Source organism: Pseudomonas sp. 57B-090624, assembly GCF_003234055.1.
Lineage (GTDB): Bacteria > Pseudomonadota > Gammaproteobacteria > Pseudomonadales > Pseudomonadaceae > Metapseudomonas > Metapseudomonas tohonis.
Genome location: NZ_QKRU01000030.1, coordinates 34,308 through 57,165, shown reverse-complemented (window position 1 = coordinate 57,165; position 22,858 = coordinate 34,308). Strand labels below are relative to the sequence as shown.

At 59.4% G+C, this 22,858-nt stretch carries 34 protein-coding genes; 33 read left to right on the top strand and 1 reads right to left on the bottom strand.

The window, feature by feature from the left end:
• Positions 1-40: 40 nt before the first annotated feature.
• The 33 genes from rpsL (at position 41) to DMX10_RS15705 (ending at position 19,918) form a co-directional block, all read left to right on the top strand.
• Positions 41-412, top strand: a complete 372-nt coding sequence (gene rpsL / locus DMX10_RS15865; protein ID WP_021217014.1) for a 30S ribosomal protein S12 — start codon at positions 41-43, stop codon at positions 410-412.
• Between the two features lie 110 nt (positions 413-522).
• Positions 523-993 carry a 30S ribosomal protein S7 gene (gene rpsG / locus DMX10_RS15860; protein ID WP_111261961.1) on the top strand — a complete coding sequence of 157 codons (471 nt, stop codon included), beginning with the start codon at positions 523-525 and terminating at the stop codon, positions 991-993.
• Positions 994-1,023: 30 nt separating this feature from the next.
• Positions 1,024-3,153: an elongation factor G gene (gene fusA, locus DMX10_RS15855; RefSeq protein ID WP_111261960.1), complete on the top strand. Its 2,130-nt coding sequence runs from the start codon at positions 1,024-1,026 to the stop codon at positions 3,151-3,153.
• Between the two features lie 30 nt (positions 3,154-3,183).
• Positions 3,184-4,377, top strand: a complete 1,194-nt coding sequence (gene tuf / locus DMX10_RS15850; RefSeq protein WP_111261959.1) for an elongation factor Tu — start codon at positions 3,184-3,186, stop codon at positions 4,375-4,377.
• Between the two features lie 155 nt (positions 4,378-4,532).
• A complete protein-coding gene (gene rpsJ / locus DMX10_RS15845) occupies positions 4,533-4,844 on the top strand; it encodes a 30S ribosomal protein S10 (RefSeq protein ID WP_003243886.1) in 312 nt (103 codons plus the stop codon).
• Positions 4,845-4,929: 85 nt separating this feature from the next.
• On the top strand, positions 4,930-5,565 hold the full coding sequence (gene rplC, locus DMX10_RS15840) for a 50S ribosomal protein L3 (RefSeq protein WP_021219591.1): 636 nt from the start codon (positions 4,930-4,932) through the stop codon (positions 5,563-5,565).
• A gap of 14 nt (positions 5,566-5,579) precedes the next feature.
• Positions 5,580-6,182 (top strand): 50S ribosomal protein L4, encoded by a 603-nt coding sequence (gene rplD / locus DMX10_RS15835; protein ID WP_111261958.1) that lies wholly within the window; start codon positions 5,580-5,582, stop codon positions 6,180-6,182.
• Positions 6,179-6,478: a 50S ribosomal protein L23 gene (gene rplW / locus DMX10_RS15830; protein ID WP_021219593.1), complete on the top strand. Its 300-nt coding sequence runs from the start codon at positions 6,179-6,181 to the stop codon at positions 6,476-6,478. The genes rplD and rplW overlap by 4 nt, the downstream gene beginning before the upstream one ends.
• Before the next feature lie 11 nt (positions 6,479-6,489).
• Positions 6,490-7,311, top strand: a complete 822-nt coding sequence (gene rplB, locus DMX10_RS15825; protein ID WP_111261957.1) for a 50S ribosomal protein L2 — start codon at positions 6,490-6,492, stop codon at positions 7,309-7,311.
• 14 nt (positions 7,312-7,325) lie between these two features.
• Positions 7,326-7,601, top strand: coding sequence for a 30S ribosomal protein S19 (gene rpsS, locus DMX10_RS15820; protein WP_016490535.1), 276 nt, complete (start codon positions 7,326-7,328; stop codon positions 7,599-7,601).
• A gap of 13 nt (positions 7,602-7,614) precedes the next feature.
• A complete protein-coding gene (rplV, locus tag DMX10_RS15815; protein WP_007161246.1) occupies positions 7,615-7,947 on the top strand; it encodes a 50S ribosomal protein L22 in 333 nt (110 codons plus the stop codon).
• 13 nt (positions 7,948-7,960) lie between these two features.
• Positions 7,961-8,647, top strand: a complete 687-nt coding sequence (gene rpsC, locus DMX10_RS15810) for a 30S ribosomal protein S3 (RefSeq protein WP_016490536.1) — start codon at positions 7,961-7,963, stop codon at positions 8,645-8,647.
• A 12-nt stretch (positions 8,648-8,659) separates the two neighbouring features.
• On the top strand, positions 8,660-9,073 hold the full coding sequence (gene rplP / locus DMX10_RS15805) for a 50S ribosomal protein L16 (RefSeq protein WP_111261956.1): 414 nt from the start codon (positions 8,660-8,662) through the stop codon (positions 9,071-9,073).
• Positions 9,073-9,264, top strand: a complete 192-nt coding sequence (gene rpmC, locus DMX10_RS15800) for a 50S ribosomal protein L29 (protein ID WP_016490538.1) — start codon at positions 9,073-9,075, stop codon at positions 9,262-9,264. The genes rplP and rpmC overlap by 1 nt, the downstream gene beginning before the upstream one ends.
• A gap of 2 nt (positions 9,265-9,266) precedes the next feature.
• On the top strand, positions 9,267-9,533 hold the full coding sequence (gene rpsQ / locus DMX10_RS15795) for a 30S ribosomal protein S17 (protein ID WP_021219597.1): 267 nt from the start codon (positions 9,267-9,269) through the stop codon (positions 9,531-9,533).
• 22 nt (positions 9,534-9,555) lie between these two features.
• On the top strand, positions 9,556-9,924 hold the full coding sequence (rplN, locus tag DMX10_RS15790) for a 50S ribosomal protein L14 (RefSeq protein WP_003448734.1): 369 nt from the start codon (positions 9,556-9,558) through the stop codon (positions 9,922-9,924).
• Between the two features lie 12 nt (positions 9,925-9,936).
• Positions 9,937-10,251 carry a 50S ribosomal protein L24 gene (rplX, locus tag DMX10_RS15785; RefSeq protein ID WP_111261955.1) on the top strand — a complete coding sequence of 105 codons (315 nt, stop codon included), beginning with the start codon at positions 9,937-9,939 and terminating at the stop codon, positions 10,249-10,251.
• A 20-nt stretch (positions 10,252-10,271) separates the two neighbouring features.
• Entirely contained in the window at positions 10,272-10,811 is a 540-nt protein-coding gene (rplE, locus tag DMX10_RS15780) for a 50S ribosomal protein L5 (RefSeq protein WP_021219599.1), read from the top strand.
• A gap of 13 nt (positions 10,812-10,824) precedes the next feature.
• Positions 10,825-11,130, top strand: a complete 306-nt coding sequence (rpsN, locus tag DMX10_RS15775) for a 30S ribosomal protein S14 (RefSeq protein WP_111261954.1) — start codon at positions 10,825-10,827, stop codon at positions 11,128-11,130.
• Between the two features lie 194 nt (positions 11,131-11,324).
• Positions 11,325-11,717, top strand: a complete 393-nt coding sequence (gene rpsH / locus DMX10_RS15770; protein WP_111261953.1) for a 30S ribosomal protein S8 — start codon at positions 11,325-11,327, stop codon at positions 11,715-11,717.
• A gap of 12 nt (positions 11,718-11,729) precedes the next feature.
• On the top strand, positions 11,730-12,263 hold the full coding sequence (gene rplF, locus DMX10_RS15765) for a 50S ribosomal protein L6 (RefSeq protein ID WP_021219602.1): 534 nt from the start codon (positions 11,730-11,732) through the stop codon (positions 12,261-12,263).
• 10 nt (positions 12,264-12,273) lie between these two features.
• Positions 12,274-12,624, top strand: a complete 351-nt coding sequence (gene rplR, locus DMX10_RS15760; RefSeq protein ID WP_021219603.1) for a 50S ribosomal protein L18 — start codon at positions 12,274-12,276, stop codon at positions 12,622-12,624.
• A gap of 3 nt (positions 12,625-12,627) precedes the next feature.
• On the top strand, positions 12,628-13,128 hold the full coding sequence (rpsE, locus tag DMX10_RS15755) for a 30S ribosomal protein S5 (protein WP_111261952.1): 501 nt from the start codon (positions 12,628-12,630) through the stop codon (positions 13,126-13,128).
• 2 nt (positions 13,129-13,130) lie between these two features.
• Complete coding sequence (rpmD, locus tag DMX10_RS15750; protein ID WP_016490545.1) at positions 13,131-13,307, top strand: 50S ribosomal protein L30; 177 nt, start codon at positions 13,131-13,133, stop codon at positions 13,305-13,307.
• Between the two features lie 3 nt (positions 13,308-13,310).
• The gene (gene rplO / locus DMX10_RS15745; protein ID WP_111261951.1) at positions 13,311-13,745 is read left to right on the top strand and encodes a 50S ribosomal protein L15; all 435 of its coding nucleotides are present in this window, start codon (positions 13,311-13,313) and stop codon (positions 13,743-13,745) included.
• Positions 13,746-15,074 carry a preprotein translocase subunit SecY gene (secY, locus tag DMX10_RS15740; protein WP_111261950.1) on the top strand — a complete coding sequence of 443 codons (1,329 nt, stop codon included), beginning with the start codon at positions 13,746-13,748 and terminating at the stop codon, positions 15,072-15,074.
• 30 nt (positions 15,075-15,104) lie between these two features.
• The gene (rpmJ, locus tag DMX10_RS15735) at positions 15,105-15,221 is read left to right on the top strand and encodes a 50S ribosomal protein L36 (protein ID WP_014854209.1); all 117 of its coding nucleotides are present in this window, start codon (positions 15,105-15,107) and stop codon (positions 15,219-15,221) included.
• Between the two features lie 133 nt (positions 15,222-15,354).
• Positions 15,355-15,711, top strand: a complete 357-nt coding sequence (rpsM, locus tag DMX10_RS15730) for a 30S ribosomal protein S13 (RefSeq protein WP_111261949.1) — start codon at positions 15,355-15,357, stop codon at positions 15,709-15,711.
• 30 nt (positions 15,712-15,741) lie between these two features.
• Entirely contained in the window at positions 15,742-16,131 is a 390-nt protein-coding gene (rpsK, locus tag DMX10_RS15725) for a 30S ribosomal protein S11 (protein ID WP_003093689.1), read from the top strand.
• Positions 16,132-16,147: 16 nt separating this feature from the next.
• The gene (gene rpsD, locus DMX10_RS15720; RefSeq protein ID WP_111261948.1) at positions 16,148-16,768 is read left to right on the top strand and encodes a 30S ribosomal protein S4; all 621 of its coding nucleotides are present in this window, start codon (positions 16,148-16,150) and stop codon (positions 16,766-16,768) included.
• 22 nt (positions 16,769-16,790) lie between these two features.
• Complete coding sequence (rpoA, locus tag DMX10_RS15715; protein WP_021219610.1) at positions 16,791-17,792, top strand: DNA-directed RNA polymerase subunit alpha; 1,002 nt, start codon at positions 16,791-16,793, stop codon at positions 17,790-17,792.
• Between the two features lie 42 nt (positions 17,793-17,834).
• Positions 17,835-18,224 (top strand): 50S ribosomal protein L17, encoded by a 390-nt coding sequence (rplQ, locus tag DMX10_RS15710; protein ID WP_021219611.1) that lies wholly within the window; start codon positions 17,835-17,837, stop codon positions 18,222-18,224.
• 245 nt (positions 18,225-18,469) lie between these two features.
• On the top strand, positions 18,470-19,918 hold the full coding sequence (locus tag DMX10_RS15705; RefSeq protein ID WP_111261947.1) for a catalase: 1,449 nt from the start codon (positions 18,470-18,472) through the stop codon (positions 19,916-19,918).
• Positions 19,919-19,986: 68 nt separating this feature from the next.
• On the opposite strand, the gene uvrA is transcribed toward DMX10_RS15705, so the two are convergent.
• On the bottom strand, positions 19,987-22,821 hold the full coding sequence (gene uvrA / locus DMX10_RS15700) for an excinuclease ABC subunit UvrA (protein WP_111261946.1): 2,835 nt from the start codon (positions 22,819-22,821) through the stop codon (positions 19,987-19,989).
• Positions 22,822-22,858: the final 37 nt, after the last annotated feature.

Sequence of the window (22,858 nt, the reverse complement as noted above, 5' to 3'; positions counted from 1 at the left end):
TTAGGGCAATAGCGTCGAAAGACAACAGTGGAGCTTATAGATGGCAACTATCAACCAGCTGGTACGTCAGCCGCGCAAGCGTATCGTCGAAAAATCCGACGTTCCTGCGCTGCAGAACTGCCCGCAGCGTCGTGGCGTGTGCACTCGCGTGTACACCACCACGCCGAAAAAACCGAACTCCGCACTCCGTAAGGTCTGCCGTGTTCGCCTGACCAACGGTTTTGAAGTCACCTCCTACATCGGTGGTGAAGGTCACAACCTGCAGGAGCACAGCGTAGTGCTGATCCGTGGCGGTCGTGTAAAAGACCTTCCGGGTGTTCGCTACCACACCGTTCGCGGCTCTCTGGACACCACTGGTGTCAAAGACCGTAAGCAGGGCCGTTCCAAGTACGGTACCAAGCGTCCGAAGTAATTCGGTCCGCTCACTGATTTTCAAATTTATTGAGTCGATAAGAGTAAGGTCGGGCGTAACCGAATGGTTATGGTTCCGGGCTAACCTGAAGACCGTTTGAGGGCTTATCAATGCCAAGACGTCGTGTAGCAGCCAAGCGTGAGATCCTGGACGATCCGAAATACGGAAGCCAGATCCTCGCCAAGTTCATGAACCACGTGATGGAAAGCGGCAAGAAGGCCGTAGCCGAGCGCATCGTTTACGGTGCTCTGGATACCGTCAAATCCCGCAAGAACGCCGATCCCCTGGAGATCTTCGAGAAAGCTCTCGACGCCATCGCTCCGCTGGTCGAAGTCAAGTCCCGCCGTGTAGGCGGTGCTACCTACCAGGTTCCGGTCGAAGTTCGTCCGTCCCGTCGCAATGCGCTGGCCATGCGCTGGCTGGTGGACTCCGCGCGCAAGCGCGGCGAGAAGTCCATGGCCCTGCGCCTCGCTGGCGAGCTGCTGGATGCCTTCGATGGCAAAGGCGCTGCTGTCAAGAAGCGTGAAGACGTGCACCGTATGGCTGAAGCCAACAAGGCGTTCTCGCACTACCGCTTCTAATTACGGCATCCATTCTTTCGCGAGGGCTTTATGGCTCGTAATACAGCAATTAACCGCTACCGGAACATTGGTATCTGTGCCCACGTAGACGCGGGCAAGACCACCACTACCGAGCGGATCCTGTTCTACACAGGTCTCAGCCACAAGATGGGTGAGGTGCACGACGGTGCAGCCACTACCGACTGGATGGTGCAGGAGCAGGAGCGGGGTATCACCATTACCTCCGCTGCCATCACCACCTTCTGGGAGGGCTCCCGTGGTCAGTACGACAAGTACCGCGTAAACGTCATCGACACCCCCGGTCACGTTGACTTCACCATTGAAGTTGAGCGCTCCCTGCGCGTGCTGGACGGTGCTGTCGTGGTGTTCTGCGGCACTTCCGGCGTTGAGCCGCAGTCCGAAACCGTATGGCGTCAAGCCAACAAGTACGGCGTTCCGCGTATCGTTTACGTGAACAAGATGGACCGCGCTGGCGCCAACTTCCTGCGCGTCGTCGGTCAGATCAAGAACCGCCTGGGTCACACCCCGGTTCCGGTTCAGCTGGCCATCGGTGCGGAAGATGACTTCCAGGGTCAGATCGACCTCCTGAAAATGAAGGCTATCTACTGGAACGAAGACGACAAGGGCACCTCCTACCGCGAGGAAGAGATTCCTGCGGAGCTGGTCGACCTGGCCAACGAGTGGCGCAACAACATGGTCGAGGCTGCTGCCGAAGCCAACGAAGAGCTGATGAACAAGTACCTGGAAGAGGGTGAGCTGACGATCGAAGAGATCAAGGCCGGCCTGCGTCAGCGTACTATCGCCTGCGAAATCGTTCCGGCTGTCTGCGGTTCCTCCTTCAAGAACAAGGGTGTGCCCCTGGTTCTCGACGCCGTTATCGACTTCCTGCCGGCTCCGACCGAGATCCCCGCGATCAAGGGCGTGCATCCGGACAGCACCGATGACAACGAGATCCATGACGAGCGTCCTGCGGACGACAGTGCTCCGTTCTCCGCTCTTGCGTTCAAGATCGCTACCGACCCGTTCGTAGGTACCCTGACCTTCGTTCGCGTCTACTCGGGCGTCCTGGAGTCGGGCCAGTCGGTCATCAACTCCGTGAAAGGCAAGAAAGAGCGCGTTGGTCGTATGGTGCAGATGCACGCCAACCAGCGTGACGAGATCAAGGAAGTGCGCGCTGGCGACATCGCGGCCCTGATCGGCATGAAGGACGTCACCACCGGTGACACCCTGTGCGACATCGACAAGCCGATCATCCTCGAGCGTATGGACTTCCCGGAGCCGGTAATCTCGGTTGCTGTTGAGCCGAAGACCAAGGCTGACCAGGAGAAGATGGGTATCGCCCTCGGCAAGCTGGCCCAGGAAGACCCGTCGTTCCGCGTCAAGACCGACGAAGAAACCGGCCAGACCATCATCTCCGGTATGGGTGAGCTGCACCTGGACATCCTCGTCGACCGCATGAAGCGCGAGTTCGGCGTCGAGGCCAACATCGGCAAGCCGCAGGTTTCCTACCGTGAAACCATCACCAAGGACAACGTCGAGATCGAAGGCAAGTTCGTTCGTCAGTCCGGTGGTCGCGGTCAGTTCGGTCACTGCTGGATCCGTTTCTCGGCTGCCGATGTGGACGAGAAGGGCAACATCACCGAGGGTCTGGTGTTTACCAACGAAGTCGTGGGTGGTGTTGTTCCGAAGGAATACATCCCGGCGATCCAGAAGGGCATCGAGGAGCAGATGAAGAACGGCGTTGTCGCCGGCTACCCGCTCATCGGCCTGAAGGCTTCCGTGTTCGATGGTTCGTACCACGACGTCGACTCCAACGAGATGGCGTTCAAGATCGCTGCCTCCATGGCGACCAAGCAGCTGGCCCAGAAGGGCGGCGGTAAAGTGCTTGAGCCGATCATGAAGGTAGAGGTGGTAACTCCTGAGGATTACATGGGCGACGTGATGGGTGACCTGAACCGTCGTCGTGGCCTGATTCAGGGGATGGAAGACTCGGTTTCCGGTAAGGTTATCCGTGCAGAAGTTCCGCTGGGCGAGATGTTCGGTTATGCAACCGACGTACGTTCCATGTCTCAGGGTCGCGCTAGCTACTCCATGGAATTCGCAAAATACGCCGAAGCTCCGTCGAACGTCGTCGAAGCGCTGGTTAAAAAACAAGGTTGATTCAGCCCTTTAAGTAAGAGGTTTACTGTCGTGGCTAAGGAAAAATTCGAACGTAACAAACCGCACGTCAACGTCGGCACCATTGGTCACGTAGACCATGGCAAGACCACCCTGACTGCTGCTCTGACCAAAGTCTGCTCCGAGACCTGGGGTGGTTCTGCTCGCGCTTTCGATCAGATCGACAACGCGCCGGAAGAGAAAGCTCGCGGTATCACCATCAACACCTCCCACGTTGAGTACGACTCCGCTGTTCGTCACTACGCTCACGTTGACTGCCCCGGTCACGCTGACTATGTGAAGAACATGATCACCGGTGCTGCTCAGATGGACGGCGCCATCCTGGTTTGCTCCGCCGCTGACGGCCCCATGCCGCAGACTCGCGAGCATATCCTGCTGTCCCGTCAGGTAGGCGTTCCCTACATTGTCGTGTTCCTGAACAAGGCCGACATGGTTGACGACGCCGAGCTGCTGGAACTGGTCGAAATGGAAGTTCGCGATCTGCTGAACACCTACGATTTCCCGGGCGACGACACTCCGATCGTTATCGGTTCCGCGCTGATGGCGCTGGAAGGCAAAGACGACAACGAAATCGGCGTCTCCGCTGTTCGCAAGCTGGTAGAAACCCTGGACTCCTACATTCCGGAGCCGGTTCGTGCCATCGACCAGCCGTTCCTGATGCCGATCGAAGACGTGTTCTCCATCTCCGGCCGCGGCACCGTGGTTACCGGTCGTGTTGAGCGCGGCATCGTCAAGGTTCAGGAAGAAGTGGAAATCGTTGGTATCCGTGATACCAGCAAGGCCATCTGCACCGGCGTTGAAATGTTCCGCAAGCTGCTCGACGAAGGTCGTGCTGGTGAGAACGTTGGTATCCTGCTGCGCGGCACCAAGCGTGACGACGTAGAGCGTGGCCAGGTTCTGGCCAAGCCGGGCACCATCAAGCCTCACACCAAGTTCGAGTGCGAAGTGTACGTTCTGTCCAAGGAAGAAGGTGGTCGTCACACCCCGTTCTTCAAGGGCTACCGTCCGCAGTTCTACTTCCGTACCACTGACGTGACCGGTAACTGCGAACTGCCGGAAGGCGTTGAGATGGTAATGCCGGGCGACAATATCAAGATGGTTGTCACCCTGATCGCTCCGATCGCCATGGAAGACGGTCTGCGTTTCGCGATTCGCGAAGGCGGCCGTACCGTTGGTGCCGGCGTGGTTGCCAAGATCATCGAGTAATCGAAGATCCTGACGAGAGAAGGGGCCCTTAGGGGCCCCTTTTCTTTTGGTTGGTCAAAAGTTGACACCCTTCCGGTGCATCCGTACAATCACGCCTCCTTTTAACGGGCGTAGTCCGTCCGTTGGGGAAAGCAGAGATAGAGTCTGAGGTCAAAATGCAAAACCAACAAATCCGTATTCGGTTGAAGGCTTTTGACCATCGCCTGATCGATCAATCCACCCAGGAAATCGTGGAAACCGCGAAACGTACTGGTGCTCAGGTGCGTGGTCCTATTCCTCTGCCTACTCGCAAAGAGCGGTACACCGTTCTGATCTCCCCGCACGTCAACAAAGACGCGCGCGATCAGTACGAAATCCGTACCCATAAGCGTGTCCTGGACATCGTCCAGCCGACGGATAAAACCGTCGATGCGCTGATGAAGCTCGACCTTGCGGCAGGCGTGGAAGTGCAGATCAGCCTCGGCTAATAACCTTCGGGTTTTTAGTCGTGTAACGCTCTGAAATGGGCGGCCATAGCGGGTGAAAGCCCCGTACACTCATGAGGTTTACAACATGACTATTGGTGTAGTCGGTCGTAAGTGCGGCATGACCCGCATTTTCACCGAAGAAGGTGTCTCCATTCCGGTCACGGTCATTGAGATCGAGCCGAATCGCGTCACCCAGTTCAAGACTGAAGAAAGCGATGGCTATCGTGCAGTGCAAGTCACTGTCGGTGAGCGTCGTGCTTCGCGCGTGACTGCCGCTCAGGCTGGTCACTTCGCCAAGGCTAACGTTGCCGCTGGTCGCAGCGTCTGGGAATTCCGTCTCGAAGACGGCGAATACCAGGCTGGCGATCAGATCACTGCCGAGGTTTTCCAGGCTGGTCAGCTGGTTGACGTTACCGGTCAGTCGAAAGGTAAAGGCTACGCCGGCACCATCAAGCGCTGGAATTTCCGTGGTCAAGATAATACCCACGGTAACTCCGTTTCCCACCGCGCCCCGGGCTCCATTGGCCAGTGCCAGACTCCTGGTCGTGTCTTCAAGGGCAAGAAAATGTCCGGTCACCTCGGCGCTGAGCGAGTGACTGTGCAGTCCCTGGAAGTTGTGCGTGTCGATGCAGAACGTAATCTGCTGCTGGTCAAAGGTGCCGTTCCCGGCGCTACCGGCGGTGATGTCGTTGTGCGTCCGGCTGCCAAGGCTCGTGGTTAAGAGGGGAAGCTGAGATGCAATTGAATGTAAATGGCGCTCAGGCTATCGAAGTCGACGAGCGTACCTTTGGTGGCGAGTTCAACGAGACCCTGGTTCACCAGGCTGTCGTCGCCTACATGGCTGGCGGTCGTCAGGGCACTCGTGCGCAGAAGACCCGCTCCGAAGTATCCGGTGGTGGCAAGAAGCCCTGGCGTCAGAAGGGCACCGGTCGTGCTCGTGCTGGCACCATCCGCAGCCCCATCTGGCGTTCCGGTGGTACCACTTTCGCCGCCAAGCCGCAGGATCACTCCCAGAAGCTCAACAAGAAGATGTATCGCGCTGCTCTGCGCTCCATCCTCTCCGAGCTGGTCCGTCAGGATCGCCTGGTCGTGGTTGCCGACTTCGCAGTCGAGGCGCCGAAAACCAAGGATCTGCTGGGCAAGCTGAACGGCCTGGGCCTGACCGACGTCCTCATCGTTTCCGATGATGTCGATCAGAACCTGTACCTGGCTGCTCGCAACCTGCCGCATGTCGATGTCCGTGACGTGCAGGGTTCCGACCCGGTAAGCCTGATCGCCTACGACAAGGTGTTGATCACCGTGTCCGCCGTGAAGAAATTCGAGGAGCTGCTGGGATGAACCAGGAACGCGTATTCAAGGTGCTGGTTGGCCCGCACATCTCCGAGAAGGCTACCGTGCTGGCAGATGGCAAAAGCCAATTCGTTTTCAAGGTTGCCACCGATGCAACCAAGCTGGAAATCAAGAAGGCCGTAGAAAGCCTGTTCAGCGTGAAGGTAGAAGCCGTCCGCACTGTCAACGTACAGGGCAAGACCAAGCGTACCGCTCGCGGCCTGGGCAAGCGCAACGACTGGAAAAAGGCGTACATCGCCCTCCAGCCGGGTCAAGATCTCGATTTCGCCAGCAGCGCTGAGTAAAGGGGTGCATCATGGCAATCGTTAAATGCAAACCGACTTCCGCTGGCCGCCGTTTTGTGGTCAAGGTTGTCAACCAGGAGCTGCACAAGGGTGCTCCCTACGCGCCGCTGGTTGAGAAGAAGTCGAAGACCGGTGGTCGTAACAACAACGGCCGCATCACCACTCGCCACATCGGCGGTGGTCATAAGCAGCACTATCGTCTGGTCGATTTTCGTCGCAACAAGGATGGCATTCCTGCCACCGTCGAGCGTATCGAATACGACCCGAACCGCACTGCTCACATCGCTCTGCTGAAGTATGCCGACGGCGAACGTCGCTACATCATCGCGCCGAAAGGCGTGAGCGCTGGCGACCAGCTGATTTCCGGTGCTCACGCTCCGATCAAGGCCGGTAACGCTCTGCAGCTGCGCAACATCCCGGTTGGTAGCACCGTTCACGGTGTTGAGCTGAAACCGGGCAAAGGTGCTCAGATCGCTCGTTCCGCTGGCGCTTCCGCCCAGCTGGTCGCTCGTGAAGGTGCCTACGTGACCCTGCGTCTTCGCTCCGGCGAAATGCGCAAAGTACTGGCTGAATGCCGTGCGACCCTGGGCGAAGTCTCGAACTCCGAGCACAGCCTGCGTTCGCTGGGTAAAGCTGGTGCCAAGCGCTGGCGTGGCGTTCGCCCGACCGTTCGTGGTGTTGCCATGAACCCGGTCGACCACCCGCATGGTGGTGGTGAAGGTCGTACCTCTGGTGGTCGTCATCCGGTGTCTCCGTGGGGCTTCCCGACCAAGGGCGCGAAGACCCGTGCGAACAAACGCACCGACAATATGATTGTCCGTCGCCGTAAATAATCGAGGATACGACAGTGCCGCGTTCTCTGAAAAAAGGTCCTTTTATCGATCTTCACCTACTGAAGAAGATCGAAGTGGCGGTGGAAAAGAACGATCGCAAGCCGGTGAAAACCTGGTCGCGCCGTTCCATCGTTCTGCCGCAGATGGTCGGTCTGACCATCGCTGTACACAATGGTCGTCAACACGTCCCCGTTCTCGTGAACGAAGACATGGTCGGTCACAAACTGGGCGAGTTCGCCGCTACCCGCACCTACCGCGGGCATGCTGCTGACAAGAAAGCCAAGCGTTAAGGGGTAAGGAACGATGGAAGTAGCCGCTAAGCTGTCGGGCGCTCGAATCTCCGCCCAGAAAGCCCGCTTGGTCGCCGACCAGATCCGCGGGAAGAAGGTGGGCGAAGCGCTCAACCTGTTGACCTTCAGCAGCAAGAAAGCCGCTGAGATCATGAAGAAGGTGCTCGAATCGGCCGTGGCCAACGCCGAGCACAACGAAGGCGCTGACGTGGATGACCTCAAGGTCTCCACCGTTTTCGTCAACGAAGGGCGTTCGCTGAAGCGCATCATGCCGCGTGCCAAAGGCCGTGCTGATCGCATCGTCAAGCGGTCTTGCCATATCACTGTCAAGGTTGCGGACAAGTAACGGAGTCGATCAGATGGGTCAGAAAGTACATCCCACTGGCATTCGCCTGGGAATCGTCAAGGAGCACACCTCCGTCTGGTACGCAGATAAGCGCACTTATGCCGATTATCTGTTTGCCGACCTGAAGGTTCGTGAGTACCTCCAAGACAAACTAAAAAGCGCGTCCGTAAGCCGTATCGATATTCATCGTCCGGCTCAAACCGCACGCATCACCATCCACACCGCTCGTCCCGGCATCGTGATCGGCAAGAAAGGTGAAGATGTTGAGAAGCTGCGTCAGGACCTGACCAAGCAAATGGGTGTGCCGGTGCACATCAACATCGAAGAGATCCGCAAGCCGGAACTCGACGGTATGCTGGTTGCGCAGAGCGTAGCTCAGCAGCTGGAGCGTCGCGTTATGTTCCGTCGCGCCATGAAGCGCGCTGTACAGAACGCCATGCGCATTGGTGCCAAAGGCATCAAGATCCAGGTAAGCGGTCGTCTTGGCGGTGCTGAAATCGCCCGTACCGAATGGTACCGCGAAGGTCGTGTGCCCCTGCACACCCTGCGTGCCGATATCGACTATGCAACCTACGAAGCGCACACCACCTACGGTGTGATCGGTGTGAAGGTTTGGATCTTCAAAGGCGAGGTCATTGGTGGCCGCCAGGAAGAGCTGAAGCCCCAAGCGCCCGCTCCTCGTAAAAAAGCTGCTAAGTAAGGAGTACGCAAAATGCTGCAACCCAAGCGTACAAAATTCCGCAAGCAGATGACTGGTCACAACCGTGGCCTGGCTCAGCGCGGTAGCAAGGTCAGCTTCGGCGAATTCGCCTTGAAAGCTGTCGCTCGCGGTCGTCTCACCGCTCGCCAGATCGAGGCTGCACGTCGTGCCCTCACTCGTCACGTGAAGCGTGGCGGCAAGATCTGGATCCGTGTGTTCCCCGACAAGCCTGTCACCAAGAAGCCCCTCGAAGTTCGTATGGGTAAAGGGAAGGGCGGCGTCGAGTACTGGGTAGCCCAGATTCAACCGGGCAAGGTCCTGTACGAGATCGAGGGTGTTTCCGAAGAGCTGGCGCGTGAGGCATTCGCCCTGGCTGCTGCAAAGCTGCCGCTCGCCACCTCCTTTGTTAAGCGGACGGTGATGTGATGAAAGCGAATGAACTTCGTGAAAAATCCGTACAGCAGCTGAACGAGCAACTGCTCGGCCTGCTGCGCGACCAGTTCAACCTGCGTATGCAGAAAGCAACTGGCCAGCTGGGGCAGTCTCACCTGCTCTCGCAAGTGAAGCGCGACATCGCTCGCGTCAAGACTGTGCTGAACCAGCAGGCAGGTAAGTAATCATGGCTGAAGCTCAGAAAACTGTCCGTACGCTGACCGGTCGTGTCGTCAGCGACAAGATGGACAAAACCATCACCGTCCTGATCGAGCGCCGCGTAAAGCACCCGATCTACGGTAAATATGTGAAGCGCTCGACCAAGCTGCATGCTCACGACGAAACCAACCAGTGCCGCATCGGCGACAAGGTCACCATCCGCGAGACCCGTCCGCTGGCCAAGACCAAGTCCTGGGCGCTGGTGGAAGTCGTAGAACGTGCCGTGGAAGTCTAAGGACTAAGGGTCGGAGAAAGATATGATTCAGACTCAATCCATGCTCGACGTCGCTGACAACAGCGGTGCTCGTCGCGTTATGTGCATCAAGGTCCTGGGTGGTTCGCACCGTCGTTATGCCGGTATCGGCGACATCATCAAGGTCACCGTCAAGGAAGCGATTCCGCGCGGTAAAGTGAAGAAAGGCCAGGTAATGACTGCTGTCGTGGTCCGTACCAAGCACGGCGTTCGCCGTCCTGATGGCTCGATCATCCGCTTCGATGGCAACGCTGCTGTTCTGCTGAACAACAAGCAAGAGCCGATCGGTACCCGCATCTTCGGGCCCGTGACCCGTGAACTTCGTTCCGAGAAGTTCATGAAGATCGTCTCGCTCGCCCCCGAAGTGCTGTAAGGAGAAGCCGTCATGCAAAAGATTCGTCGTGACGACGAGATCATCGTCATCGCCGGCAAAGACAAGGGCAAGCGTGGCAAGGTGCTCAAGGTTCTCACTGACCACCGTCTGGTCGTTGGTGGGATCAACCTGGTGAAGCGCCACACCAAGCCGAACCCCATGTCCGGTGTACAGGGCGGTATCGTCGAGAAGGAGGCGCCTCTGCACGTCTCCAACGTCGCCATCTTCAATGCTGAAACCAACAAGGCTGACCGCGTTGGTTTCAAAGTCGAAGACGGTAAGAAAATTCGTGTCTTCAAGTCGACCCAAAAAGCGGTTGATGCTTGAGCACTGCTAGGTAGAAGACCATGGCACGACTAAAAGAGATTTACCGGAAAGAAATCGCGCCCAAGCTGAAAGAAGAGCTTCAGCTTTCCAACGTGATGGAAGTTCCGCGCATTACCAAGATCACCCTGAACATGGGCCTGGGCGAAGCGATTGGTGACAAGAAAGTCATCGAGCACGCTGTAGCTGATCTTGAGAAGATCACTGGTCAGAAGGTCGTTGTGACCTACGCCAAGAAATCCGTAGCGGGCTTCAAGGTCCGTGAAGGTTGGCCGATCGGTGTCAAGGTGACCCTGCGTCGCGATCGTATGTACGAGTTCCTGGATCGCCTGCTGGCTATCTCCCTGCCCCGCGTGCGTGACTTCCGCGGCCTGAATGCCAAGTCCTTCGATGGTCGTGGCAACTACAGCATGGGCGTGAAAGAGCAGATCATCTTCCCGGAAATCGATTACGACAAGATCGATGCGCTGCGTGGCCTGGATATCACCCTGACCACCACCGCCCGTAACGATGATGAAGGTCGCGCCCTGCTGCGCGCCTTCAACTTCCCGTTCCGCAACTGATTGGAGTAGGAACATGGCCAAACAGAGCATGAAAAACCGTGAGCTGAAGCGTCAGCAAACGGTTGCTAAGTTCGCTAAGAAGCGCGCTGAGCTGAAAGCTATCATTGCCAACCCCAACTCCACTCCGGAAGCGCGTTGGGAAGCTCAGGTAGCTCTGCAGAAGCAGCCCCGTGACGCCAGCGCCTCGCGCCTGCGTAACCGCTGCCGTATCACCGGTCGTCCGCACGGTGTGTACCGCAAGTTCGGCCTCGGCCGTAACAAGCTGCGCGAAGCCGCCATGCGTGGTGACGTTCCCGGTCTGGTCAAGGCCAGCTGGTAATGTCGCCGTGGGTGTCGGAGCGCAAGCTCCGGCATCCGCCGAGTGGTATCAAATCAAGCCCCTTTTGGGGCTTGATTCGTTTTTGATCCGTCTCTAGAATATTCGGCTCGCCGGAGTCAGGCCTCGATTCGCCTGCGCTCTGTCGCGATTCTAGTCGCAAGGCTATTTCTTTTGTATTTAGGAGCAACTAGCCCATGAGTATGCAGGACCCGTTAGCGGACATGCTAACTCGTATCCGTAATGCCCAGATGGCTGAAAAGTCTGTCGTAAGCATGCCGTCCTCCAAACTGAAGGTGGCGGTAGCCAGCGTTCTCAAGAACGAAGGTTACATCTCGGGATACCAGATCAGCAGCGATATCAAACCTCTGCTGTCCATCGAGCTGAAGTACTTCGAAGGCCGTCCGGTCATCGAGGAACTCAAGCGCGTAAGTCGTCCTGGCCTGCGCCAGTACAAATCCGTCGATCAGCTGCCGAAAGTTCGTGGCGGCCTGGGCGTATCGATCGTTTCCACCAACAAGGGTGTGATGACTGATCGTGCTGCTCGCGCTGCTGGCGTTGGTGGCGAAGTGCTTTGCACTGTGTTCTAAGGGGGGATAAGCATGTCTCGCGTTGCTAAGAACCCCGTCAAGCTGCCCGCTGGCGTCGAAATCAAGATCGCCGGTCAGCAGCTCTCGGTGAAGGGTGCCAAGGGCGCTCTCGAACTGAACGTGCACCCGTCCGTGGAAGTGCTGCAGGAAGCTGGTGAGCTGCGTTTCGCTGCTCGCAACGGCGACCAGCAGAACCGTGCCATGGCTGGTACCACCCGTGCGCTGGTCAACAACATGGTAGTCGGCGTCAGCCAAGGCTTCGAGCGCAAGCTCCAGCTGGTAGGCGTTGGCTACAAGGCGCAAGCCAAAGGTCAAGTGCTGTCCCTGGCTCTCGGCTTCTCGCATCCGGTGGATTACGAACTGCCGCAAGGCGTTACCGCCGAAACCCCCAGCCAGACCGACATCCTGATCAAGGGTATCGACAAGCAGCTGGTTGGTCAGGTGGCGGCCGAAATTCGCGACTTCCGTCCGCCGGAGCCCTACAAGGGCAAAGGTGTGCGTTACGCCGACGAAGTCGTCCGTCGTAAAGAAGCTAAGAAGAAGTAGGGCATAGCAAATGAGCGTAAAGAAAGAAACTCGTCTGCGTCGCGCTCGCAAGGCACGCCTGAAAATGCGCGAGCTGGAAACCGTACGCCTCTGCGTGTATCGCTCTTCCCAGCACATCTACGCCCAGGTCATTTCGGCCGACGGCGCCAAGGTTCTGGCCACTGCCTCGACCCTGGACAAAGAACTGCGTGACGGCGCCACCGGCAACGTCGACGCCGCCAAGAAGGTTGGTCAGCTGGTTGCCGAGCGTGCGAAAGCAGCTGGTGTCACTCAGGTGGCGTTCGATCGTTCTGGCTTCAAGTACCACGGCCGCGTCAAGGCGCTGGCTGATGCTGCTCGTGAAGGCGGGCTGGAGTTCTAAGTTATGGCAAATAACGAGCAAAAGCGCGACGAAGGCTACATCGAGAAGCTGGTCCAGGTTAACCGTGTTGCCAAGACCGTAAAGGGCGGCCGTATCTTCACCTTCACCGCGCTGACCGTGGTGGGTGACGGTAAAGGTCGTGTTGGTTTCGGTCGTGGCAAGTCCCGCGAAGTGCCGGCTGCTATCCAGAAAGCGATGGAAGCCGCTCGCCGCAACATGATCCAGGTAGACCTGAACGGTTCGACCCTGCAGTACCCCGTCAAGTCCGCCCATGGCGCCTCCAAGGTGTACATGCAGCCGGCTTCCGAAGGTACCGGTATCATCGCCGGCGGCGCCATGCGTGCCGTTCTGGAAGTGGCTGGTGTGCAGAACGTTCTGGCCAAATGCTATGGCTCGACCAATCCGGTGAACGTGGTTTATGCCACCTTCAAGGGTCTGAAGAACATGCAGTCCCCGGAGTCCGTTGCAGCCAAGCGTGGTAAGAGCGTCGAGGAGATTCTCTAATCATGGCAACTGTCAAAGTAACGCTGATCAAGAGCGTTAACGGCCGTCTGGCTAACCACAAAGCTTGCGTCAAGGGCCTCGGCCTGCGTCGCATTGGTCACACCGTCGAAGTTCAGGACACCCCTGAAAATCGCGGCATGATCAACAAGGCTTACTACCTTCTGCGCGTCGAGGGTTAATCCATGAAACTGAACGATCTGCGTTCCGCGCCGGGTGCCCGTCGCGAGAAGCACCGTCCGGGCCGTGGTATCGGCAGCGGCTTGGGCAAGACTGGTGGCCGTGGTCACAAAGGTCAAACCTCCCGCTCCGGTGGCACCATCGCTCCGGGCTTCGAGGGCGGCCAGCAGCCGCTGCATCGTCGTCTGCCGAAGTTCGGCTTCGTTTCCCTGAAGGCCATGGATCGCGCAGAAGTGCGCACCTCCGAGCTGGCCAAGGTTGAAGGCGATGTCGTCACTCTGCAGTCGCTGAAGGATGCCAACGTGATTAACCAGAACGTACAGCGTGTGAAAATCATGCTGTCGGGCGACGTTACTCGCGCGGTCACCCTGAAAGGTATCGCCGCCACCAAGGGTGCGCGTGCGGCTATCGAAGCAGCTGGCGGTAAGTTCGAGGACTAAATGGCTAAGCAAGGTGCTCTCTCCGCGCTCAGCAATGGCGGGTTATCCGAGCTCTGGGCTCGACTGCGTTTCCTGTTCCTGGCGATCATCGTCTACCGGATTGGCGCGCACATTCCAGTGCCCGGGATAAACCCAGACCGGCTGGCCGAGCTGTTCCGGCAGAACGAGGGGACCATTCTTAGCCTGTTCAACATGTTTTCCGGCGGCGCGCTGGAGCGCATGAGCATTTTTGCACTGGGGATCATGCCGTACATCTCGGCGTCGATCATCATGCAGCTCATGACCGCTATTAGCCCGCAGCTGGAGCAGTTGAAGAAGGAAGGTGAAGCTGGCCGTCGCAAGATCAGCCAGTACACCCGCTACGGCACTGTAGTCCTGGCGCTGGTGCAGGCAGTCGGCATGTCCGTCGGCCTCGCCAGTCAGGGCGTCGCATTCTCGACTGATTTCGGCTTCTACTTCGTGGCCGTCACCACCTTCGTGGCTGGTGCGATGTTCATGATGTGGCTGGGCGAGCAGATCACGGAGCGCGGTGTTGGCAACGGTATCTCGATGCTGATCTTTGCAGGCATCGTTGCCGGTCTTCCGAGGGCGATCGGGCAGTCTTTCGAGTCTGCACGCCAGGGCGATATCAACATCTTCGCCCTCGTCGCCATCGGTTTGCTGGCGGTAGCGATCATCGGTTTCGTGGTGTTCATTGAGCGTGGCCAGCGTCGCATCGCGGTGCACTACGCCAAGCGTCAGCAGGGCCGCAAGGTCTTCGCTGCGCAGACCAGCCACCTGCCGCTCAAGGTGAACATGGCGGGCGTGATCCCGGCCATCTTCGCCAGCAGCATCCTGCTGTTCCCAGCGTCGCTGGGGGCATGGTTCGGTCAGTCCGACAAAATGGGCTGGCTACAGGACCTTTCGCAGGCGATCGCCCCCGGTCAGCCTTTGAACATTCTGCTGTTTAGTGCAGGGATCGTTTTCTTCTGCTTCTTCTACACAGCGTTGATGTTCAATCCGAAAGACGTGGCGGAAAACCTGAAGAAGTCCGGTGCCTTTATTCCGGGTATCCGTCCTGGTGAGCAGTCCGCGCGCTATATCGATGGCGTACTGACCCGCTTGACCATGTTCGGTGCTCTGTACATGACGGCTGTTTGCCTGCTTCCGCAGTTCCTTGTGGTGGCAGCCAACGTTCCGTTCTACCTTGGCGGGACCTCGTTGCTGATCGTTGTTGTGGTTGTCATGGACTTTATGGCCCAAGTGCAATCTCACCTCGTTTCGCACCAGTACGAATCCCTGATGAAGAAAGCCAACCTGAAGGGCTACGGCGGCGGAATGCTCCGCTGACCCAGTTCCGTAAGGTTCTAGGAGTTACTGATGAAAGTTCGTGCATCGGTGAAAAAGCTGTGCCGCAACTGCAAGATCGTTCGCCGCGAAGGTGTTGTTCGCGTGATCTGCAGCGCGGAACCGCGTCACAAACAGCGCCAAGGCTGAGTGTGATTCACGCGTTATGAGCCCGGCAGCTAGTGCGCTGCCGGGTTGATTATTCGTTTCTACAGCGTTAATATCGCGCGCCCTATTTCTTGGCTTCCGGGGCGTAGGTAGCTGTCAACTGGAGTTTCACTGAATGGCCCGTATTGCAGGCGTCAACATTCCAGATAACAAGCACACTGTTATCTCGCTGACCTACATCTACGGTGTTGGTCGCACCACTGCACAGAACATCTGTGCAACCACCGGGGTCAACCCGGCGGCAAAGATCAAGGATCTCTCTGACGAGCAGATCGAACAGCTGCGTGGCGAAGTCGCGAAGCTCACCACTGAAGGTGACCTGCGTCGCGAAATCAACATGAACATCAAGCGTCTGATGGACCTGGGTTGCTACCGCGGCCTGCGTCATCGTCGTGGCCTGCCTGTTCATGGCCAACGTACCAAGACCAACGCGCGTACCCGTAAGGGCCCGCGTAAGCCGATCCGCAAGTAATTGCGCCCGCGAATCGACAGGAACTAAGTCATGGCTAAGCCTGCTGCTCGTCCCCGTAAGAAAGTCAAAAAGACAGTGGTTGATGGGATCGCCCACATCCACGCGTCTTTCAACAACACCATCGTGACCATCACTGACCGCCAAGGTAATGCCCTGTCCTGGGCCACCTCCGGTGGTTCCGGTTTCCGCGGCTCCCGTAAAAGCACTCCGTTCGCTGCCCAGGTAGCTGCTGAGCGTGCTGGTCAAGCTGCCCTGGAATACGGCCTGAAGAACCTCGACGTCAACGTCAAGGGCCCGGGTCCGGGTCGCGAATCCGCTGTGCGTGCTCTGAACGCCTGCGGCTACAAGATTGCCAGCATCACCGACGTGACGCCCATCCCGCATAACGGGTGCCGTCCGCCGAAGAAGCGTCGCGTGTAATAGGAGACAGTGAGAAATGGCTCGTTACATTGGTCCCAAATGCAAACTGTCCCGTCGTGAAGGCACCGACCTCTTCCTGAAGAGTGGTGCTCGCGCGCTCGAATCCAAGTGCAACATCGAATCGGCTCCTGGCCAGCACGGCGCTCGTCGTGGTCGCCTGTCCGACTACGGCACCCAGCTGCGCGAGAAGCAGAAAGTGCGCCGTATCTACGGTGTCCTGGAGCGTCAGTTCAGCGGTTACTACAAAGAAGCTGCCAGCCGTAAGGGCGCTACCGGCGAGAACCTGCTGCAACTCCTCGAGTGCCGCCTGGACAACGTCGTGTACCGCATGGGCTTCGGTGCTACCCGCTCCGAGTCCCGCCAGCTGGTATCGCACAAAGCCATCAGCGTGAATGGTCAGACCGTCAACGTACCGTCTTTCCAAGTCAAGGCCGGTGACGTTGTTGCCATCCGCGAGAAGTCGAAGAATCAGCTGCGTATCGTTCAAGCCCTTGAACTGTGCGCCCAACGCGGTCGCGTTGAGTGGGTTGAAGTCGACGTCGAGAAGAAGTCCGGCGTTTTCAAAAGCGTTCCGGCACGTACTGATCTGTCCGCCGACATCAACGAAAACCTGATTGTCGAGCTCTACTCCAAGTAAGGGCTAGAAAATAGGTGCATCCATGCAGAGTTCGGTAAATGAGTTCCTGACCCCCCGTCACATTGATGTGCAGGTGGTCAGTCCGACCCGCGCCAAGATCACGCTCGAGCCTCTCGAGCGCGGTTTCGGCCATACCCTGGGCAACGCGCTGCGTCGCATCCTGTTGTCCTCCATGCCTGGCTGTGCAGTAGTCGAGGCCGAAATCGATGGCGTACTCCATGAGTACAGCGCCATCGAAGGTGTTCAGGAAGATGTCATCGAAATCCTGCTCAACCTGAAAGGTCTGGCTGTCAAGCTGCACGGTCGTGACGAAGTAACGCTGAACCTGGTCAAGAAAGGTTCGGGCGTGGTCACTGCTGCCGATATTCAGCTGGATCATGATGTCGAGATCGTCAATGGCGACCACGTGATCGCTAACCTGGCGGAAAACGGTGCACTGAACATGAAGCTCAAAGTGGCTCGTGGTCGCGGCTATGAGCCGGCTGACGCGCGCCAGAGCGATGAAGACGAGAGCCGCAGCATCGGTCGCTTGCAGCTCGACTCCTCGTTCAGCCCGGTCCGTCGCGTTGCCTACGTCGTGGAAAACGCCCGTGTCGAGCAGCGTACCAACCTGGACAAGCTGGTTATTGACCTGGAAACCAACGGTACCCTGGACCCCGAAGAGGCCATCCGTCGTGCCGCTACCATCCTGCAACAGCAGCTGGCAGCGTTCGTCGACCTCAAAGGTGACAGCGAGCCCGTAGTAGTCGAGCAGGAAGACGAGATCGATCCGATCCTGCTGCGCCCGGTTGATGATCTTGAGCTGACCGTACGTTCGGCCAACTGCCTGAAGGCGGAGAACATTTACTACATCGGTGATCTGATTCAGCGCACCGAAGTGGAACTGTTGAAGACTCCGAACCTGGGCAAGAAGTCCCTGACCGAGATCAAGGACGTCCTGGCCTCCCGTGGTCTGTCCCTCGGCATGCGCCTCGACAACTGGCCGCCGGCAAGTCTTAAGAAGGACGACAAGGCGACTGCCTGATCGTCGTAATCACCGAACGTGAGTTTGGTAAGGAATTGAACCATGCGTCATCGTAAAAGTGGCCGTCACCTCAGCCGCACCAGCGCACACCGCAAGGCCATGTTCCAGAACATGGCGGTATCGCTGTTCGAGCACGAACTGATCAAAACCACCCTGCCGAAAGCCAAGGAACTGCGCCGCGTTGCCGAGCCGCTGATCACCCTGGCCAAGGAAGACAGCGTTGCCAACCGTCGTCTGGCCTTCGACCGTACTCGTTCGAAAGCCATCGTTGGCAAACTGTTCAACGATCTGGGCAAGCGCTACGCCAACCGTCAGGGCGGCTACCTCCGCATCCTGAAGTGCGGCTTCCGCGCTGGCGACAACGCTCCGATGGCCTACGTTGAGCTGATCGACCGTCCGGTCGGCGGCGCAGCAGTAGAAGCTGCCGAGTAAGTCGTACGCTACAAGAAGAAACCGGGCCTAGTGCCCGGTTTTTTCGTTCTGGATTCCGAGGTTTTTCGTCCTGCTAGCGTTGCGCTGGTAGCGCTAGCCTTCTGGAGCCCATCGTTTCCGGCCTACGTGATCGAAAGATATTATCTATCGGCCGTTTCCCTTTAATGCATTGGCTCTGTTCTTCCTCGTCCCTCATCCTCTCTCTCGTTGGCTCGCCGCGAAACTATCTGTTGAGGACGTTATAGATGGACAAGAAGACCTACCTGACCACCGCATCCGGTGCACCCGTCGCTGATAACCAGAACTCCCGTTCCGCCGGCCCGCGTGGACCGTTGCTGCTCGACGACTTCCACCTGATCGAGAAGCTTACCCACTTCAACCGCGAGAACATCCCCGAACGGCGCGTCCATGCCAAGGGCTCCGGCGCCTATGGCACCTTCACCGTCACCCGCGACATCACCCGCTATACCCGCGCCAAGTTGTTCGAGGCCGTCGGCAAGCAGACCCCGACCTTCCTGCGCTTCTCGACCGTGGGTGGCGAGCGTGGCTCGGCGGATACCGAACGCGACCCCCGCGGCTTCGCCCTGAAGTTCTACACCGAGGAAGGCAACTGGGACATCGTCGGCAACAACACGCCGGTGTTCTTCATCCGCGATCCGCTGAAATTCCCCGACTTCATCCACACCCAGAAGCGCCTCCCGCAAAGCAACCTCAAGAGCGCGCAAATGATGTGGGACTTCTGGTCGCACTCGCCCGAGGCACTGCATCAGATCACCATCCTGTTCTCTGACCGGGGGATACCGGACGGCTACCGCCACATGCACGGCTTCGGCAGCCACACCTACAGCCTGATCAATGCCCAGGGCGAGCGTCACTGGGTCAAGTGGCACTACAAGACCAAGCAGGGCATCAAGAACCTGGCGCCGGCCGAAGCGGCCCGCCTGGCCGGTACCGACCCCGATTACGCCCAGCGCGACCTGTTCAATGCGATCGAGCGTGGCGAGTTCCCCAAGTGGAGCGTGTGCATTCAGATCATGAGCGAGGCCCAGGCCGAAGCTCACCATGAGAACCCCTTCGACGTGACCAAGACCTGGTCGCAGAAGGAGTTCCCGCTGATCGAAGTGGGCGAACTCGAGCTCAACCGCAACCCGGCGAACTACTTCGCGGAAGTCGAGCAGGCCACCTTCGGCCCGAGCAACATGGTGCCCGGCGTCGGCCTGTCGCCGGACCGCATGCTGCAAGGCCGCGTATTCGCCTACGCCGATGCGCACCGCTACCGCGTGGGCACCAACCACCAGCAACTGCCGGTGAACGCGCCGCGCTCGCCGGTGAACAGCTACCAGCGCGATGGCGCCATGGCATTCGGCAGCAATGGCGGCGCGGCGCCCAACTACGAGCCCAACAGCTACGCGAATGCGCCCAGGCAGGCGCCCGAGTACGCCGAGCCGCCGCTGGCGCTGAGCGGTGCCGCTGCCCGTCACGACCACCGCGAGGACAGCGACTACTACAGCCACGCCGGTGCGCTGTTCCGCCTGATGAATGCCGAGCAGAAGGCGTTGCTGATCAGCAACATCGCCGGCGCCATGGCCGGTGTCAGCGAGGACGTGGTACAGCGCCAGCTGCAGTACTTCTTCAAGGCCGACCCGGCCTACGGCGAAGGCATCGCCAAGGCGCTGGGCGTCCAGCTCGGCTGACCCTTCACCCTGCATGAAAAAGCCCCTGTCACCTCGCGGTGGCAGGGGCTTTTCATTGTGCGCTGGACTCAGGCGCGATCACGCTCCAGCAGCGGCTTGAGGAAGTGCCCGGTGTGTGACTGCTTCATCTCCGCCACGTCTTCCGGCGTGCCGGTGGCGATGATCTGGCCACCCTTGGAGCCGCCCTCGGGACCCAGGTCCACCAGCCAGTCCGCGGTCTTGATCACATCCAGGTTGTGCTCGATCACCACCACCGTGTTGCCGTGGTCGCGGAGGCGGTGCAGCACATCCAGCAGTTGCTGGATATCCGCGAAGTGCAGGCCCGTGGTCGGCTCGTCGAGGATGTACAGCGTCTTGCCCGTGTCACGCTTGGACAGCTCGCGGGACAGCTTCACCCGCTGCGCCTCGCCGCCGGACAGCGTGGTCGCCGACTGCCCCAGGCGGATGTAGGAGAGCCCTACGTCCATCAGCGTCTGCAGCTTGCGGGCGATGGCCGGGACGGCGTCGAAGAACTCGCGCGCCTCCTCGATGGTCATGTCCAGCACCTCGGTGATGCTCTTGCCCTTGTAGCGGACTTCCAGCGTTTCGCGGTTGTAGCGCTTGCCCTTGCACACATCGCAGGGCACGTAGATGTCCGGCAGGAAGTGCATCTCCACCTTGATCACGCCGTCGCCCTGGCAGGCCTCGCAGCGGCCGCCCTTGACGTTGAAGGAGAAGCGCCCCGGCCCGTAGCCACGGGAACGCGATTCCGCCACGCCGGCGAACAGCTCGCGGATCGGCGTGAACAGCCCGGTGTAGGTCGCCGGGTTGGAGCGCGGCGTGCGACCGATGGGGCTCTGGTCGATGTCCACCACCTTGTCCAGGTGCTGCAGCCCGTCGAAGCTGTCGTGCGGTGCGGCCTCCAGCGTCGTGGCACCGTTCAGCGCAGTGGCGGTGATGGGGAACAGGGTGTTGTTGATCAGCGTCGACTTGCCCGAGCCCGACACGCCGGTGATGCAGGTCAGCAACCCGACCGGGATCTCCAGATTGACGTTCTGCAGGTTGTTGCCACGCGCACCCTTGAGCAGCAGCGACTTCTTCTTGTCGCGTGGGGTGCGCTTGGCCGGCACGGCGATCTTCACCCGGCCCGAGAGGTACTTGCCGGTCAGCGAGTCGGGGTGCGACATCACCTCGTCCGGCGTGCCCTCGGCGACGATCCGACCGCCATGTACGCCGGCGCCCGGGCCGATGTCGACCACGTAGTCGGCGAGGCGGATGGCGTCCTCGTCGTGCTCGACCACGATCACCGTATTACCGATGTTGCGCAGGTGGGTGAGGGTGGCCAGCAGGCGCTCGTTGTCCCGCTGGTGCAGGCCGATCGAGGGCTCGTCGAGGATGTACATCACCCCCACCAGGCCGGCGCCGATCTGGCTGGCCAGGCGGATACGCTGCGCCTCGCCGCCGGAGAGGGTGTCGGCGCTGCGATCCAGGGTCAGGTAGTCCAGGCCGACGTTGACCAGGAACTGCAGGCGCTCGCGGATTTCCTTGAGGATCTTGTCGGCGATCTCGCCCTTGCGCCCGGGCAGGCTCAGGTCGCCGAAATACTCGGCGGCATCGCCCACCGGCAGGCCGGTCACTGCCGGCAGGGTCTTCTCGCCCACCCACACGTGGCGCGCCTCGCGGCGCAGGCGGGTGCCCCGGCAGTCCGGGCAGGGCTGGGTGCTGAGGAACTTGGCCAACTCCTCGCGCACGGTGTTCGACTCGGTCTCGCGGTAGCGGCGCTCCAGGTTGGGGATGATCCCCTCGAACGGGTGCGAACGCTTGACGATGTCGCCACGGTCATTGAGGTAGCGGAAGTCCACGTCCTCGCGGCCGCTGCCGAAGAGGATCGCCTTCTGGTCCTCGGCCGGCAGCTCGTCGAAGGGCTTTTCCAGGCTGAAGCCGTAGTGTGCGGCCAGGGAGCCGAGCATCTGGAAGTAATAGACGTTGCGTCGGTCCCAGCCGCGGATCGCGCCCTCGGCCAGGGTCAGCTCGCCATTGACCAGGCGCTTGGCGTCGAAGAACTGCTTCACGCCCAGGCCGTCGCAGGTGGGGCAGGCACCGGCCGGGTTGTTGAAGGAGAACAGCTTGGGTTCCAGCTCGCTGATGGAGTGGCCGCAATGGGGGCAGGCGAAGCGCGCGGAGAAGATGATCTCTTCGCCCGGCTCGTCGTCCATCGGCGCCACCAGCGCAATGCCGTCGGCGAGATTGATCGCCGTCTCGAAGGATTCCGCCAGGCGCTGCTGCAGGTCGGCGCGGACCTTGAAGCGGTCCACCACCACATCGATGGAGTGCTTCTTCTGCTTGTCCAGCTTGGGCAGTTCGTCCATCTCGTAGAGGCGGCCGTTGACCCGCGCCCGCACGAAGCCCTGGGCACGCAGCTCGTCGAACACCGCGAGGTGTTCACCCTTGCGCTCGCGGATCACCGGCGCCAGCAGCATCAGCTTGCGGCCCTCGGGCAGCGCCAGGACCTGGTCGACCATCTGGCTGACGGTCTGCGCCTCCAGCGGCACGTCGTGGTCCGGGCAGCGCGGCGTACCGGCGCGGGCATAGAGCAGGCGCAGGTAGTCGTAGATCTCGGTGATGGTGCCCACGGTGGAGCGCGGGTTGTGCGACGTGGACTTCTGCTCGATGGAAATGGCCGGCGACAGCCCCTCGATGGTGTCGACATCGGGCTTTTCCATCATCGACAGGAACTGCCGGGCATAGGCCGACAGCGACTCCACATAGCGACGCTGGCCTTCGGCGTAGAGCGTGTCGAAGGCCAGGGAGGATTTGCCGGAACCGGACAGGCCGGTGATCACGATCAGCTTGTCGCGCGGCAGGGTGAGATCGACGTTCTTCAGGTTATGGGTACGGGCCCCACGGATCAGGATCTTGTCCACTGCTGCCTCGTTTGGCGTGCGGGAAACCCGCGATTAT